Source organism: Amycolatopsis sp. GM8 (genome assembly GCF_021653975.1).
In the GTDB taxonomy this organism is placed as follows: domain Bacteria; phylum Actinomycetota; class Actinomycetes; order Mycobacteriales; family Pseudonocardiaceae; genus Amycolatopsis_E.
Genome location: NZ_JAJKFK010000004.1, coordinates 58,402 through 73,720, shown reverse-complemented (window position 1 = coordinate 73,720; position 15,319 = coordinate 58,402). Strand labels below are relative to the sequence as shown.

Here is a 15,319-nt window from a genome sequence, read left to right as displayed (position 1 = left end):
GCGCGACGCCTCGTCAAGCACGAAGTCGAACGTGATGCATGTTCGACTTTAAGGTGACGGCGCGTCGGTTGCAACCCCGTCCGGCCGCGCCATAGCATCGAGTGGTGTCAACTCCCGCGGGGCGTCCGCCACTGCCTTCCGCGGTACCGGCCCTGCCTCCTCAACAGCGTGGACGGACGCGCCGGGCGCACATCATCCGAGCCGCCTCGGACCTCATCGACTCGATGGGCGCGAAGGGGCGGCGAGCGGTCACACTCCGTGCCATAGCCCGCGCGGCCGACACGCCCGTGGCGTCGATCTACCACTACTTCCCGGACGTCGACTCGGTCATCGCCGCCGTGGCCGCCGAGTACGGCGACGACCTCAGCGCCGTCGTCGAGGCCGCGACGAGCGAGCCGATGGACTCCATCGACGAGCTGCTCGACGTCGTCGTGGCCACCTACCGCGGCTACTTCGCGGCGCGCCCGGGTCTGCGCGAGCTGTGGTTCGACCGGCGGGCCACCGAGAAGGTCGTCGCCATCCACCGCGATTTCCGCGCGAAGCTGGCCGAGATGCTGCGCAAGAGGATGGGCGCCTTCACCACGGCGCCGCACGATCCGCTGACCTACGCGATGCTGTTCGAGATGGTCGGCGTGCTCTGGGAGCTCGCCTTCGAACTCGACGACGCCGGGGATCCGCGGGTGATCACGGAAGTAGGCGCGCTGGCCGGGCGTTTCCTCCACCGCCGGTTCGGGATCGCGGCTCCCGGTCCCGTGCCTCTTCCCGCGGAGCAGCCAGACGTACGGGATGTGGAGGCCGTGGTCCTCCCCGGTTGGCGGCCGGAACAGCCGCCACAGGAGCGGGGACGGAAGCGACGGGCGGAGATCCTCGCGGCGGCCTCGTCGCTGATCGACGCCGAAGGGCCGCATGGCGTGAACGTCACGATCCGCGGTATCACGGATGCCGCCGGCGCCTCCCCCGCCTCCGTCTACCGGTACTTCAACGATCTGGATTCGCTCGTGGCGACCGTCGCCTACGAGTTCATGAACGAACTCCTGTCCGTCGGCGAGGAGGCCGTCCGCGCCGCACCCCACGACTGGGACACGCTGGTCGCGCACAGCGTCTCGGCGCACCGCGAGTTCTTTGCGCGCCACCCCGGCCTCCGGCGGCTGTGGTTCGACCGGCGGGCTTCCGAGACGCTCCAGGAAATGCACACGTACTACCGGCGGGTGGCCGCGGCCCGCCAGCGCGACGCCGTCGCCCGGTTCGTCGAGCCCGCCGGAGACCTGTTCGACCACGAGCTGCACGTCGAGATCACGGGCGCCCTGTGGGAATTCGCCTTCACCGCGGACCCGGCGGGCCACCCGGACGCCATCGCCGAAATCGACGAACTCGGCCGCGAGGTCGCGCACCGGGTGCGCGAGCGGAGCCGCTGAGTCATCGCGGGTAGGTTTCGGACGACCCCATTTCGAACCATGATGGTCGCGAAACCACGAATTCGAGTCCGCGGGTTCCGCGTCGCAATGTGTGCGAGGGTGGCTCGCCGTACCGCTCCTGGTAGGCGGCGCCGAAACGACCCAGGTGGCCGAATCCCCAGCGGAGCGCCACCGCGGAAACGGTGAGGACATCAGGGTCCCCGTGGATGAGCTCGTTCCGTGCGCGCGCGAGCCGGACCTGGCGAAGGTAAGCCATCGGAGGTATGCCGAACTGCCGGACGAATGCCTTTTCGAGCGCTCGCAGGCTGATACAGGCGATCCGCGCGATCTCAGGCGCGCTGTTCACGCGCATCGGGTCGTCTTCGATGACATCGACGACCCGTTGTATCGCGGTGGGCAGGCACGAACGCCGATCCTCGTAGAGCTCGTCCGAGTAATTGTGCGGCTGCGACATGAGCAGCGCCGACCGGACCAGTTGTCCCAGATGGGATGCCATGACCGGATGCTGCCGCGCCAGTTCGCTCGGCTGGCCGTCATCGTCCTGCAGGAGCCGGAGGACACGGGCGAAATCGGCGCCCCGTCCCTTTGTGAGGTCCAGTTTGTCGCCGAAGGTGATCGGCTCGACGACGCGTCTCCCCAGGATGGCGGACAGATCGTCCTCCAGGTCGGCGCGGTCGATCCGCATCGCCATCAGTGTGCTGTCGTCGGTCCAGCGTTCGAACCGCCAGGGCGCGTTGGGCGTCAAAACCGCCGCGGTGGTACGGGAAACCGAGGCGGACTGGTGCCCAGACGTGACGTCGACGGATCCCACCGGCGCGTAGCAGAACACATAAAAGGACGGCGGCGGGACGTCGAGCCGGACGTCGGAAGTGAAATTGCTGTATCCGATCCGCAGCCGCTCGGCGTTGAGCACCCGCAAACTGAATCCGAATCGGCCACTGTCCAGCGCCGTAATGTGGTGTGGTGCGTACACACTGGTGAGAAACCCGCACGCCTCATCGAGATCCTTCGTGCGCAGCAGGCTTTCCGACGTCATCGTCGAGTACCTTCCACTCGGCAGCTTCGTCACACCATAGTGCCCGCCACCCACCGCGGGCAGTCCGGAAAACGAACCGCCTGAGCCGAAGTCCGAACATGTTCAGTCGCAGCCGAGGTCGAGCGAGCCCAGCCGGTCGATCGACGCGGTGACGACATCACCGGGCCCGACGGAAACCGCGGCGGTCAGGCCGCCGGAAAGCACGATCTCGCCGGCTCGCAGGCCCTCCCCTGTTGTCGAGAGCTGCCGAACGAGCCACGCGACGGCCGCCGCCGGATGACCGAGGGCAGCCGCACCGGACGCGGTGGCCACGACCGTCCCGTTCTTCGCCAGCACGACCCCGACCGAACGAAGGTCTATGTCCCGTGGGCTCACCGGCGTGCCGACGACGTACCGGGCTGCCGAAGTGTTGTCCGCGACGACGTCGGTCATCGTGAACTCGTAGTCGGCGTAGCGGGAGTCGAGCACCTCGATCCCGACGGCGACACTGGCCGACGCGGCGAGCACATTCGCCGCGGTCACGTGCGGGCCGTCGAGGTCGCGGCCGAGGATGAACACGATCTCGGGCTCGCAGCGCGGATGGATGAGCTGCGCGGTGTCCAGTCGTTCACCCAGGTCGAGCGCGGCCGCGGCGGCGAGGAAGCCGTAGATCGGGTTCGTGAGGCCGACCTGGGCTTGTTTGGCCCGCGACGTCACGCCCAGCTTCCACCCGGCAAGCGGGCCCGCGGCCGAGCGCAGTTCGCGCTGCACCTGGTAGGCCGTAGCCAGATCGAGCTCGGGGTGCTCGATCGAAAGCTGGGTGATCACCTCGCGGTCCGCGGCTGCTCTGCTCAGCTTTGCGGCCAGCTCGTTCACATTGATCACGCTCCCACCGCCACGAACTCGTGAATCAGGGCGCCGAGCCGAGCGGGAACCTCGAACTGCACCAGATGCCCGCAATCGGCGAACAGGTGCAAGTCCGCGTGCGGAAGGTGCTCTGCCAGGAAGAGACTGGCGGCCGGCGAGATCGTCGCGTCGTCTTTCCCATGTACCGCAAGCACCGCATGGGGGACGGCGGCGAGCAGCGGCTCGTCGTAGACCGGCGCGGGCTCTCCGGATGCCATGGCAGCCTCGAACGACCGCCGGACCTCGGGCCTGGCCGCGACGGCGAAACGCTGCCTGACGTAGTCGTCGAAGCCGGGGACATCGCCATGGGACAACTGTGCGCTCACCAGCGCGCGCATCGCGGCCTCGCTCGGGTTCTGGTAGAAGCCGGTCAGTTTCCGCAGGTTCGCCTTGACCGGTGTCCCACCTGCCGCCAGCAGAACGACCCGACGGATCCGCTCGGGTACGCGGATGGCCAGCTCCAGCGCCACCCGGGCACCGTAGGAGTGCCCGACCACGTGCACACGGTCCAGCCCGAGCTCGTCCAGCAGCTGGAGTACTGCCTCGACGCGCCGCGCGAACCATGGTCCCGGACCCGCGGCCAGGGTCTGTGGATGGCTGCTGTGCCCGAACCCGACCAAGTCCGGCATCAGGCACCGGTACGCCGTGAGGCTCGGCAGGAGTGGCTGGAAGCTCAGCGCTCCCGTGGCACCCGGCCCAGTCCCGTGGAGCAGCAGCAACGGCTCGCCGTGGTCGTTTCCCGCCGTCACGAGGTGCGTCGTGTCCGCACCAGTGGTCACTTCCTGCGTTTTCACGCGAGTGCTCGGCGGAACAGGTCGAGGGTGCGGTCCCACGAGACCGACGCCGCGTGCTGCTGATAGGCCGGTAGCTGCGGGAACATGAACCCGTGGTCGGCGCCGTCGAAGACCTCCACAGTCGCCTTCACCGACGGCGCGCCCAGCTCGTCGCGTAGCGGCTGGTTCAGCTCCAGCGGCGACAGCGTGTCCGCCGCGCCGAGGCCGACGAACAGTTCGGCGGAGATCTTGCCGATGCTGCGGTGCGGCGAGTCAGGATCGTCCGTGACGCAATTCGACGGATGAAGAGCCGAGCCGGCGGCGAACCCAGTGGGGTCGGCGGCGAGCAGGCGCAGGGTGAACCGCGCGCCCATGCAGAACCCCATCGCGGCCTTGGCGCCCGGGCCGGCGGCGGTGTCCGTCGCGGTGGCTTCGAGCACCGCGGCCGTGTCGGCCAGCACCATGTCATCGCCCAGCGACGTGACCGCCGCCATCAGCCGGTCGAACTCCGGCGACCCCGGCCCCTGGCCGATTCCGGCCAGGTCAAAGGAAATCTGCCGCCCGAGCCGGTGATAGAGATCCGGCAGGACGGCGTAATAGCCGGCGTCCGCCAAGGTGCGGGTGACATCGTGGATGTCCGCACGCAGCCCCGGTCCGTCGTGATAGACGATCACGACGGGAAACGGGCCGCCCCCATCGGGATGACGAATCGTGACAGTCATGGGCCCGTCATTGGTCTGGACGACCATTTCTTTCTCCACCATTATTCTCACCTGATCGTTGCTCGGGGCCGCGCGGTGGTCACCGCGAAACCGATGATCCATTCGGGGATCGGTTGGTAGAACGAAGATTCGGTGCGATAGGGTCCGGCCACCTGCAGCGCGGCGTGTGCCGCGAGCCACGACCGCACCTCGTGAATCGAGCTGCCGCCCTGGGCGCCGAGCCATTCGACGCTCATCGTGTCGAACTGGGAAAGGTCGCCCCGCTCGAACTGCTGGAGGATCTGCCTGTCGAGACCGGGGTTCAGTGGCAGGAGCGTGGACTCGCCGCGCGCGAAGTCCTGCCCGGCCTGGTAAACCGCCTCCTCGCGCGCCTGTTGTTCAGCGGGGGTGCGGCGTTGGGACACGAGATAGGCGGCCACATCCGGTGCGGCTTCTCGCAGTCGCGCGACCGGCACATCGTGGGACAGCCCACCTGAGCCGATAAGCAACACCTTGCCGTCCAGTCGCTCGGCGAACTCCCCCACTGCCGTGCCGAGGTGCCTGATCCGGCGCATCGGCCCCAGCGGCTCGGCAACCGAATTGACGAAGACGGGGAGTACGGGTTTCGCGGCGCTCGAACCGAACAAGATGTCCAGCGGCTGGGTGAAACCGTGATCCACGACCATTTTCTCGGACATGGCGACGTCGAGATCGGCCGCCAGAAGATGCGCGATCAGCTCGTCGGCGAGTGCTTGTGGTACGTCGAGCTCACCGGCACTGGTGCCGTAGTCCCCCACCGCGGTCGCCGCCGTGCCGACGCAGAACGGCGGCATCAGTTCGTAACGAAATCCCTGGTAGTGATCGGGCCCGAAGATCACGACCAGATCGGGGTCGAACGCATCGACGAACTCCCGGGCGCCGTGCAGCGCCTCGTCGACCCGCCGCGCGACGGATTCGCCCGGGTCGGCGATCCGCAGCAGTGGGGTGTGCGATGTGCAGACCAGGGCCAGCTCGGCGGCCATCGTTACACGTTCAGCGAATGCAGGGCGGGCACGACGTGCTCACCGAACAGCTGGTAGGAACGCATCGTCTGCTCCTTGGTGAGGTTGCCGAACGATCCCCAGTTGAGGAAGTGCCCGCAGCCGATCGTCTCCACTTGGCTCACGATCTGGTCGCGGACCGTCTCCGGCGTTCCGACGCAGATCGCCCCGATCTCGATCAGCGCGTCGAACGACACGCTCTCTCCGGCGAAGGGGCGGAAGAAGGACTGGTAGTGCTCGTAGCCGGTGGGCACGTTGTCGAGATCGTGGAAGACCGCGGCTTCCTTGAAGGCCGCGAACAACGCGTCGAAAGCTGGTTCCGCGAGATCGCGCGCCTCCTGCTCGGAGTCCGCGATGACCACATTGCGGCACACCCCCATATCGCCGGCCTCCGCGTCGCGGCCGGCCTCCGCGGCCGCCTTCTTGTACCCCTCGAAAACGGACCGCATGTTGTCGGTCGGTGAGAAGACCGAGGTGAACCTGAAGCCCTGTTTGGCCGCCCAGCTCACTGTTTGCGGGCTCAGCGCGGTCACCCAGATCGGCAGATTGGGTCGCAGGGGCCGGGGCCAGATGCCGACGTTGTCGTAATTGTAGAACTCACCCTTGAATGTGAAGGTGGGTTGCTTCCAAGCGGCCTGGATGAGCGCGACCGATTCCTCGAATCGTGCGCGGGTCTCTTCCATTTTGATGCCTTCGCGGAGGAATTCGGGCTCGTCGACTCCGCGCCCCATGCCGACCTCGAGCCGGCCACCGGTGAGGTGGTCGAGCATCGCGCCCTCTTCGGCCAGGCGGCGAGGGTTGTGGAAGGCGGTGATGTTGGCCATCACCCCGATGTTCATCCGGCTGGTCCGCTGGGCCAGCGTCGCCACGAGCAGGTTCGGCGAGGGGCTGATGCTGTACGGCGTGAAATGGTGTTCGGAAAAGAAAACCCCGTCGAATCCGAGCTCCTCGGCGGCGACCCAGGATTCGAGCTTCCAGTCGTACAGCTCCTTGCACAGCCGCGGATCGAACTTCGCGGGGTCCGGATCGTACGGGTAGCTGAAAATCTCGAAAAGCCATGACTTGACCACGGGATGCTCCGTCCACTCTGACATTCGGATCGATGTCAGTGACGCTAGAGCGCGGCGTCATGGCCGGACGAGCCGTTCTTCGCTCAACCCAGTCCACTTTTCGCACTATCGCGCAACCGGTTCCTGGCGAGCGCGACGAAGGTCTCCACCGAGGACGGATCGGCGAGCGAGGCGGCGTTCAAGGCCTTTTCCGGGTCCATGCCTTGGAAAAGGCGTTTCAGCGGGACTTCGAGACGCTTGCCCGTGCGGGTGCGGGGGATGGCGGGAACCGCGATCACCTCGTCGGGCACATGGCGGGGGCTCGCCTTGGTCCGGATGGCCTCGCGGATCGCCGTGACGAGCTGATCGGTGAGGTCCGCGCCGGGCGCGAGCCGCACGAACAACGGCATGTAGTAGGTGCCGTCCGCCTCCTCCACGCCGAGTACGAGCGAGTCCGCGATTTCCGGAATCGTGTCGACCGCTGCGTAGATCTCGGCGGTGCCCATCCGCACGCCGCCGCGGTTGAGTGTCGAATCGGACCGGCCCATGATCCGGCAGGTGCCGCGGCCGGTGATCTCGAGCCAGTCACCATGCCGCCACACGCCCGGCCAGGGCTCGAAATACGTCGACCGGTAGCGCTCGCCGTCCGGATCTCCCCAGAACCCCACTGGCATGGACGGCATCGGCTTGGTGACGACCAGCTCGCCCAGCTCACCGACGACCGGCCGACCGCTGCCGTCCCAGGCTTCGGCGGCGACCCCGAGCATCGGTCGCTGCAGCTCACCGGCCACCACGGGAAGCAAGGTGGTGCCGCCGATGAAGCCGCTCGCGATATCCGTGCCGCCGGAGGAAGAACTGAGGAACACGTCGGATTTGACCGCGCGGTAGACCCACTCGAACGTCGACGCGGGTAGCGGTGAGCCTGTTGAGCCGATGCTGCGCAGCGAGGAAAGGTCAAACCGGTCTCGTGGCTCCAGACCTGCCTTTTCGCAGGCGCTGAGATAGCCGGCACTGGTTCCGAGGTAGGTGATCCCGGTCTTCTCGGCGATCGCGAACTGCGCGTCGAGCGCCGGATAGGACGGGCTGCCGTTGTGGATGATCACGGTCGCCCCGGACAGCAACGCCGAAACGGCGATGTTCCACATGATCCACGCTGTCGACGCGTACCAGTAGAACCGGTCGCCGGGGCCGATGTCGTTGTGGAGCGTGGCTTGTTTCCCCTGTTCGAGCACGATGCCGCCGTGGCCGTGCACGATGCCCTTGGGCAGCCCCGTCGTGCCCGACGAATAAACGATCCACAGTGGATGGTCGAACGGCAGCGGGTCGAACCGGGGTTGCCGCTCATCCGCGACCGCGGACTGCCAGGGCATTGTCCCGTCGCGGTCATCGGCAGGATGCAGGACCGGCACGAGAATGGTGGCACGCAGCGTGGGCAACGCCGCCTTTATTTCCATGACCTGGTCTCGGCGGTCGTACTCCTTCCCATTGAATCGGTAGCCGTCGGCGGCCACGAGGACAGCGGGCTCCACTTGAGCGAGCCGGTCGAGCACGGCCTTGGCACCGAAGTCGGGCGCACACACCGTCCACACGGCACCGATCGCGGCGGCGCCGAGCAAGGCGACCACCGCCTCGGGTCCGTTGGGCAGGTAGCCCGCCACGCGGTCACCTCGTCGCACACCGAGTCCCCGCAAGGTGTCGGCGAAGGCGCCCACCTGACCACGCAAGGACGCCCACGGCACCTCCGCGGTCTCCAGATTCTCGTCCACCACGACCAAAGCGGGATATCGCTCGCTGCCGTTCTTCAGTACCTGTTCGGCGAAGTTGAGATGAGCGTCCGGGAACCACACCGCGCCCGGCATGGCCGGGTTCGCCAGGACGGGTCCCGTCGGCTCCGGTAGCGCACCGGTCCAGGCCGCCAGGTCGCCCCAGAACTGGTCGAGATGGTCGACGGACCAGCGCCACACGGCGTCGTAGTCGGTGGGGTCGCCGAAGGTGATCCCCCGCCGCCGCGAGACCCAGGTGGCGAACCGGTGGAGCCGGGTCGCGGTGATCGATTCCGGCGTCGGCCGCCACAGCACCCGAGGGGTCGTCATTCCGGCCCGCCCGGTCACGAAGTGCTCGCATTGAACGCCGCCGCGACGTCGATCGCCGCGCCCGAGATGTACCGCGCTTCCTCGCTCGCGAGATGCAGCACCGCAGGTGAGATGTCGCCCGGTTCGAGCCAGGTGATCGGCATCGGGTTCAGCCGCGCCAGCCTGTCTTCGAGGTCGGCCAGCGAGGGTGTGGGGACATCGGGCGCGAAGACGGCGTACACCTCGTCGTGGTGCATCATCGGTGTGTCCACGGCTCCGGGCAGCACGGCGTTGCAGGTGATCCCCAGCGTGGGCGCGACTTCTAGCGCGACCGCCTTCACCAACCCGAGCAAGCCCCATTTCGACGCCGAGTAGTGCGCGAGGTTCGGCACGCCCCGGCGACCGGCCTGCGACGAGGTCACCACAATCCGCCCGTAGCGCCGCTCGAGCATGTGGCCCAGGACCGCGCGCATGGCGTTGGCCACCCCGGTGAGGTTGACGTCGATGGTGTCCCGCCACATCTGATCGTCCATATCGGACAGCTGACGATAGGTGACGATGCCGGCATTGGCCACCAGGATGTCGACCGCGCCGAACTCCTCGACGGCACGCGCCACCGCGGCCCTCAGCTGCTCCATCCGGCGCACGTCGGCCTCGATCGCGAGCGCCCGCCGGCCCTGTTGTTCAACCAGGGCAAGGGTTTCGTGCAACTCGCCGGTGGTGCCGAGCGGGTAGGGCACCGACTCGACCTTCGCCGGCACGTCGACGAGCACCACGTCCGCTCCCGCCTCGGCGAACCGCACCGCGTGCTCGCGGCCCTGACCACGAGCGGCGCCGGTGATGAGCGCGACCCGTCCGTCGAACCTGGGCATTCCTACTGGGCTCCTTCGTTTCACGCCGCGACGACGGTCTGCTCGATCCGCCCGAATAGGGAGGTCCCGTCATCGCCGAGCGCCTCGATGCCGACGGTGTCTCCTGTGCCGAGGAACGGTGTTGTCGCCGCACCGTCCTTGGCGATCTCCACGGCGCGTTTCTCGGCGATACACGCATAGCCGGCCGCCGGATCGGCGTTGGAGACGGTGCCGGTACCGACGATCGAGCCCGGCACCAATGGCCTGGTTGCCGTCAGGTGCGCCAGGATCCGGGGAAATTCGAAGGTGATGTCCTGGTCCGATCGCGGTGCACCGAGCGCGTCTCCGTTCACCTCACAACGCAGGGCGGCGCGCAGGTTCGCGCCGGTCCACGCGGTGTCGAGGGTCGACGGGGTGACCACGAACGGCGCGTAGGCGCGACCCGGTTTGGACCAGTAGACCCCCGTCCCCTGCCGCCGCTCGTCGACCAAGAGCTTCCGGTAAGTCAGGTCGTTGGTGATGCCCACCAGTCGAATCGCCTTCCCGGCCTCGTCCTCACTCGCCGCACCGCGGATCGCTCCGGTGATCACCACCACCGTCCCTTCGAGGTCGAGCTCCCACGCGGGGTCCGGCAGCGCGATATCACCACGCGGGGCCATGTTCCGCGCGCTGCCGCTCTGGTAGACGATCGGCCGGCGGAGATGCTCGACAGGCAGGGCTTCGCTGCGGCTGCCCCGGATACGTTCCATGTGCTGGAGGTAGCAGCTGCCCTCCGCCCAGTGAAAGGCACGCGGGAGCGGCGCGTCGAACCTCGCGCGCTCCACCGGGAAGCCGTAACGCTCGTCGTCGAGCTCTCCGAACGTGTCTTCGAGCGCGTGCTCCCACAACGACCATTCATCCAGCGCCTGCTGCATCGTCCGGGGTCCACGCGGTGGAATCACCAGGCGGCGGCGATCGCGGCTCACCACGACCAGGGTCCCGTCGATTCCACCGCCCCACAGGGTCGCCAGGATCACCGCGCCACCGTCTCGTAGTCGGCCGGTACACAGAATTCCAGCGTCATGTAGTCCGGCGATGCGTCGAAGGCGTTGTGAGCCGCACCCCGTTGCAGCATCATGAAGTCGCCGGCATGCAGCCGCCGATCCGGTTGCCCCTCGGCGGAAATGTCGATCCAGCCCCGGATGGGCATGAACCACTGCGCCATCGTGTGATGGTGCTCGCCGGTGCCACCTTGCGGAGACGGCTGCTCGGTGTCGAGCTTGATGATGTGGATGTGCACCCTGCCGTCGGTCGGCGTGCGAGTGCCCAGATCGCGGTACAGCGACCAGGCGCGGGGGCCATCACCGCGGACGTACTCCTGCGGCTCGTCGAAGGTGTAGATCCCTTTCAGGTGCGCGAACTCCGCGGCGCGTGCTGGTTTGGCCGCGTCCTGGCCTGTCACGGTCCCGAAGTCCGCGGGGCCGGTGACCTCGATCGCCTCGTAGTCCTCGGAAACCGAATGGATCTGATGGCGCCAGAACGGTGGCTGGTAGGCCGAAGCACCCTTGCCGAGGGTGAGCTCCCGGCCGTCCTCGGTGCGGATCTCGAGCTCGCCGTTCAGCACGAAGAACCACTGGAAATCCAGGTCGTGGAACTGCCAGCCGGTCGCCACGCCACCACGAACATGCCGTGCGCGGAGCAGATCACCGGTGGCTTCGGCGAGACCGAGATCGCGATACCGTGCGGCCGGCCCCGTGACCCACGTTCCGTCGTCCTTGCCGGTCAGCATTGTCTTGATGTCCAACGGGTTCGCCGCGGTCCAGCCGGACTTCCAGTTCGTCGCCTGGTTCATGCCTAGCCTTTCTGAATGGGTACGGGTCAGGACGCGTTGAAAGCCGCGGCGATGTCGAGTGTCGCCCCCGACACGTAACGCGCCTCCTCGCTCACGAGGTAAAGCACGCCGTGCGAGATGTCGCTCGGCTCGATCCAGGCGGTGGGCATGGGGTTGAACCGCCGCAGCCGTTCCTCCAGGTCCTCGACCCTCGGCGAGTCCAGTTCGGGCGCGAAGACCCGGTACACCTCGTCGTGGCGCATCATCGGCGTGTCGACCCCACCGGGCAGCACCGCGTTGCAGGTGATGCCCAGCGACGGCGCGACTTCGAGAGCCACGGTCTTGACCAGTCCGATCAGCCCCCATTTCGCGGCGCAGTAATGGGACAGGTTCGGCATGCCACGCCGGGATGACTGCGACGCGGTGACGACGATGCGCCCGTAGGAACGTTCGAGCATGTGCGGCAGCACGGCGCGGATGCTGTTCGCGACGCCGGTCAGGTTGATGTCGATCATGTCCTGCCACTGCTGGTCGTCCATTTCGGACAGTTGGCCGTAGGTGACGATGCCCGCGTTCGCGAGCAGGATGTCCAGGTGGCCGAACGCCTCGAGCGTCTTCGTGACGGCGTGCCGCAGATCGGCCGAGTTGCGGACGTCGCCCTGGATGGCGAGCGCCGTGCGGCCCTGCTCCTGGACAAGCTTGACCGTGTCGCTGAGATCGGATTCCGTGCCCAGCCCATAACCGACCGAAGCCACCGGTCCGGGGGCGTCGACCAGTACGACGTCGGCGCCCTGCTTCGCCAGGGCCACCGCGTGTGCGCGCCCCTGCCCACGGGCACCGCCGGTGATGAGAGCGACCTTGTTCGCCAGATTTCCCATTGCTATTCCTCCAATGCCGCGTAAGTCGCCCTGATCAGTTCCTCGCTCCGGAGGCCACCGACGATTCCCTGATAGGTGCCGAGCACGCCGGGTTCCATCTTGTTCATGATGTAGGCGAAGGTCATCCGCCGGTCGAGGTCGTTGATGACCATCGAGCCGCCCCAGCCCGCCCAGAAACACACCCGGCCGTCCGGCAGGTACGGAAACGCCTCGGGGTAGGACAGCGCGTATCCGACACCCCACCGGATGGGCAACCCCAGATAGAGGTCGGGGCCCTTGGCGTGCTCGGTGAAGATCAGGTCGCAGGTCTTTTCCGACAGCAGCCGGACGCCCTGGAACTCGCCGCCGTGCGAGACGATCGCCTGAATGGCGGCGAGTGATCGCGCGTTGCCGTGGCCGTTGCCGGCACCGCAGATCTCCGATCGGCGCCACCGGACGTCCCAGGTGGTCGCCGGGTCGGTGGCCAGCCCCGCGACCGTGACCTTGTAGCCGACACTGTCCTTGTCGATGTCGGCCAGGGCTTCGTCGAAAGCCGGCCCCGGCGGCGGCAGGATCAGCGGGGAGATCCGCGGGTCCTCGGACTCCGGGAGTCCAATGTGGAAGTCGGCGCCGAGCGGGGCCGCGATCTCCCGCGCGACGAACCGGCCGAGGCTCAGTCCCGTCACGCGCCGCACGAGTTCGCCCACCAGATGGCCGATACTGAGCCCGTGGTAGCCGCCGGCCGTGCCGGGCTCCCACCACGGCGCCTGCGCGGCCAGCATCGCCACCGACTTCTCGGGGTCGTAGACGTCGTCCATCGTGACCGGCAGGTCCCAGCCCGCCACCCCCGAGGTGTGGGACAGGATGTGCCGGACCTCGATCTTTTCCTTGCCGTTCGCGGCGAACTCCGGCCAGTAGGTCGCCACCGGGGCGCAGGGATCCAACTCGCCGCGGTCGATGAGAATCAGCGCGGCCAGTGCCGTCACCGTCTTGGTGTTCGACCAGACATTCGTGATCGTGTCCCGCGCCCACGGCCTGGTGTGCGCCTGATCCACCCAGCCACCCCAGAGGTCGACGACCGGCTTGCCGTCGAGCATCACGGCGACCGAAGCCCCGACGTCGGCCCCCGAAGCGAGGTTCTTCTCCAGGATCTGCGCGAGTGGGGCGAATCGTTCTTCCCAGCGGCCTTGAACAGCCATCGCGGTCTTCCCATTCTCGTATGGATAGTTGGCTGGCGGATACCGGTCACGGCCGCGGGGTACGTCCCCACCAGAAGACGGGATCGGACTTGTCGCGCTGAGCGGCGACCCAGTCCTCGCGACGCGCGTCCACGACTTCGACCGATACCGACTCGTCGAACACCACGACCCGATCGGCGATCGCCCAACGCCCGTCTCGCCGTTCGAAGCGATCCACGTACCGGCACCGCGTGATCGCCTCGGATTGCGACGGCGAGCCGTCGACGCCCTGCTGCCGAAGGAAGGCGAGGCAATAGGACTCGACGAACGCGCGGTCGTCGCCATCGAAATCGATGAGCACGTTTGTCACGAAATGCTGCGCCGCGTCGATCGTCTCGTGCCGGCGCCGGATGTCGTCCACCAACCCGGCCACCGGGCCGACGTACGAACCATGCGTGTCGGTGGCGTCTTCGAAGTAGCACGCCGCGATGCCGTCGTAGTCCAGCCGGTCGACCGCCCGGGCATAGCGGTGGAGACAGTCCTGGATCTGCATCCGGTCAGCGAGCCGGGACGCGGGACTCTCGGTCACACCAGCACTCCTTCGTGCGGATAACGCATGCTTGAGCTGTTAGCGCACAGACTGTCACGTGGCCGGAAGGCGTGTCAACAAGCCAACGGGGAGCGGGGCAGAATGCGCACCGGTGTGCGGTAGCATTTCCGGACACCCGGGGACGAAGGTCGAGAGGGAGAACCGCATGGCTCGCGCGGGCGATGGCCCCTATGTCCAGTCGCTCGACCGCGGACTGGCCGTCCTTCGCTGCTTCGGCGAGGACCGCACGCGGTTGTCCATCTCGGACGTCGCCAGGGAAGTCGGCGTGGACCGCGCCGTCGCGCGGCGCCTGCTGCACACCCTGGCCGAGCTCGGTTACATCGGCGTCGACGGCACGAACTTCTTTGTCCGGCCCAGAGTTCTCGAACTGGCTCAGGCCTATCTGGGCACAGTGGACTTCCCGGATGTCATCCAGCCGCACCTCGCCCAGCTCACCAGCGAGATCCACGAGACGTCCATGGCCTTCGTCCTGGACGGCGATGAGATCGTGTATCTCGCCGGCGTGCAGGCCCGGCGCCTGGTGAGCATCAATGTCCGGGTCGGGCTACGGATTCCGGCCTACCAGAGCCCGCTCGGCCACGTGCTGCTCGCCGCGCAGGCAGCCGAAGCGCGTGAGGCCTATCTCGAGCGCGTGGAACTGACGCCGGTCACCCGGTACACGATCATCGAGAAGCCGGCCTTGCGCAAGCGGCTCACCACCGTGGCCAATCAGGGCTACGCCCTCGGCGACGAGGAGCTCGAGATGGGGCTGCGTACCATCGCCGTGCCGGTACACGATCGGCACGACGAGGTCGTCGCCGCCATCTCGATCGGCGTCCTCGCGGCCGCATACTCCGCACGCAAGCTCGTCAGCGACCTTCTGCCGCACCTGCAAGAAACCGCGAAGCGCATCGAGTCGGATCTCGCCGTACTCAACTGACACCGGTTCCCCGTTGACGCTGGCGGCTATCGGTGACAACCCCAATGCGGTCAGCGCACGTTCATGCGAATAACGCACGCTGCGCTGAATCTCGTTACGCAGCAACAAAACAGAGGGAAACCA

At 67.3% G+C, this 15,319-nt stretch carries 15 protein-coding genes; 2 read left to right on the top strand and 13 right to left on the bottom strand.

Going from position 1 to position 15,319, the window contains the following annotated elements; genetic code table 11:
* Window positions 1-104 precede the first annotated feature (104 nt).
* Window positions 105-1,415, top strand: coding sequence for a TetR/AcrR family transcriptional regulator (locus LOZ83_RS19030; RefSeq protein WP_236792188.1), 1,311 nt, complete (start codon window positions 105-107; stop codon window positions 1,413-1,415).
* Window position 1,416: 1 nt separating this feature from the next.
* On the opposite strand, the gene LOZ83_RS19025 is transcribed toward LOZ83_RS19030, so the two are convergent.
* The 13 genes from LOZ83_RS19025 to LOZ83_RS18965 form a co-directional block, all read right to left on the bottom strand.
* Window positions 1,417-2,451: an AraC family transcriptional regulator gene (locus LOZ83_RS19025; protein ID WP_236792187.1), complete on the bottom strand. Its 1,035-nt coding sequence runs from the start codon at window positions 2,449-2,451 to the stop codon at window positions 1,417-1,419.
* A 102-nt stretch (window positions 2,452-2,553) separates the two neighbouring features.
* Window positions 2,554-3,315, bottom strand: a complete 762-nt coding sequence (locus LOZ83_RS19020; RefSeq protein WP_236792186.1) for a 2-keto-4-pentenoate hydratase — start codon at window positions 3,313-3,315, stop codon at window positions 2,554-2,556.
* Window positions 3,312-4,115, bottom strand: a complete 804-nt coding sequence (locus LOZ83_RS19015; RefSeq protein WP_236792185.1) for an alpha/beta fold hydrolase — start codon at window positions 4,113-4,115, stop codon at window positions 3,312-3,314. The genes LOZ83_RS19020 and LOZ83_RS19015 overlap by 4 nt, the downstream gene beginning before the upstream one ends.
* Before the next feature lie 11 nt (window positions 4,116-4,126).
* Entirely contained in the window at window positions 4,127-4,831 is a 705-nt protein-coding gene (locus LOZ83_RS19010) for a dienelactone hydrolase family protein (RefSeq protein ID WP_236792184.1), read from the bottom strand.
* Window positions 4,832-4,878: 47 nt separating this feature from the next.
* Window positions 4,879-5,832, bottom strand: coding sequence for a 3-carboxyethylcatechol 2,3-dioxygenase (locus LOZ83_RS19005; protein WP_236792183.1), 954 nt, complete (start codon window positions 5,830-5,832; stop codon window positions 4,879-4,881).
* 2 nt (window positions 5,833-5,834) lie between these two features.
* Window positions 5,835-6,944: an LLM class flavin-dependent oxidoreductase gene (locus LOZ83_RS19000; RefSeq protein WP_236792182.1), complete on the bottom strand. Its 1,110-nt coding sequence runs from the start codon at window positions 6,942-6,944 to the stop codon at window positions 5,835-5,837.
* Window positions 6,945-7,003: 59 nt separating this feature from the next.
* A complete protein-coding gene (locus tag LOZ83_RS18995; RefSeq protein WP_236792181.1) occupies window positions 7,004-8,992 on the bottom strand; it encodes an acetoacetate--CoA ligase in 1,989 nt (662 codons plus the stop codon).
* A gap of 14 nt (window positions 8,993-9,006) precedes the next feature.
* Window positions 9,007-9,843: a mycofactocin-coupled SDR family oxidoreductase gene (locus tag LOZ83_RS18990; RefSeq protein ID WP_236792180.1), complete on the bottom strand. Its 837-nt coding sequence runs from the start codon at window positions 9,841-9,843 to the stop codon at window positions 9,007-9,009.
* 20 nt (window positions 9,844-9,863) lie between these two features.
* Window positions 9,864-10,838: a fumarylacetoacetate hydrolase family protein gene (locus tag LOZ83_RS18985; protein WP_236792179.1), complete on the bottom strand. Its 975-nt coding sequence runs from the start codon at window positions 10,836-10,838 to the stop codon at window positions 9,864-9,866.
* Window positions 10,835-11,653, bottom strand: a complete 819-nt coding sequence (locus LOZ83_RS18980; protein WP_236792178.1) for a cupin domain-containing protein — start codon at window positions 11,651-11,653, stop codon at window positions 10,835-10,837. The genes LOZ83_RS18985 and LOZ83_RS18980 overlap by 4 nt, the downstream gene beginning before the upstream one ends.
* 26 nt (window positions 11,654-11,679) lie before the next feature.
* Complete coding sequence (locus LOZ83_RS18975; RefSeq protein WP_236792177.1) at window positions 11,680-12,510, bottom strand: mycofactocin-coupled SDR family oxidoreductase; 831 nt, start codon at window positions 12,508-12,510, stop codon at window positions 11,680-11,682.
* 2 nt (window positions 12,511-12,512) lie between these two features.
* On the bottom strand, window positions 12,513-13,688 hold the full coding sequence (locus LOZ83_RS18970; RefSeq protein WP_236792176.1) for a serine hydrolase: 1,176 nt from the start codon (window positions 13,686-13,688) through the stop codon (window positions 12,513-12,515).
* 46 nt (window positions 13,689-13,734) lie between these two features.
* On the bottom strand, window positions 13,735-14,256 hold the full coding sequence (locus LOZ83_RS18965; RefSeq protein ID WP_236792175.1) for a nuclear transport factor 2 family protein: 522 nt from the start codon (window positions 14,254-14,256) through the stop codon (window positions 13,735-13,737).
* A 166-nt stretch (window positions 14,257-14,422) separates the two neighbouring features.
* Between LOZ83_RS18965 and LOZ83_RS18960 the strand changes: the two genes are divergently transcribed.
* Complete coding sequence (locus LOZ83_RS18960) at window positions 14,423-15,196, top strand: IclR family transcriptional regulator C-terminal domain-containing protein (protein WP_236792174.1); 774 nt, start codon at window positions 14,423-14,425, stop codon at window positions 15,194-15,196.
* Window positions 15,197-15,319: the final 123 nt, after the last annotated feature.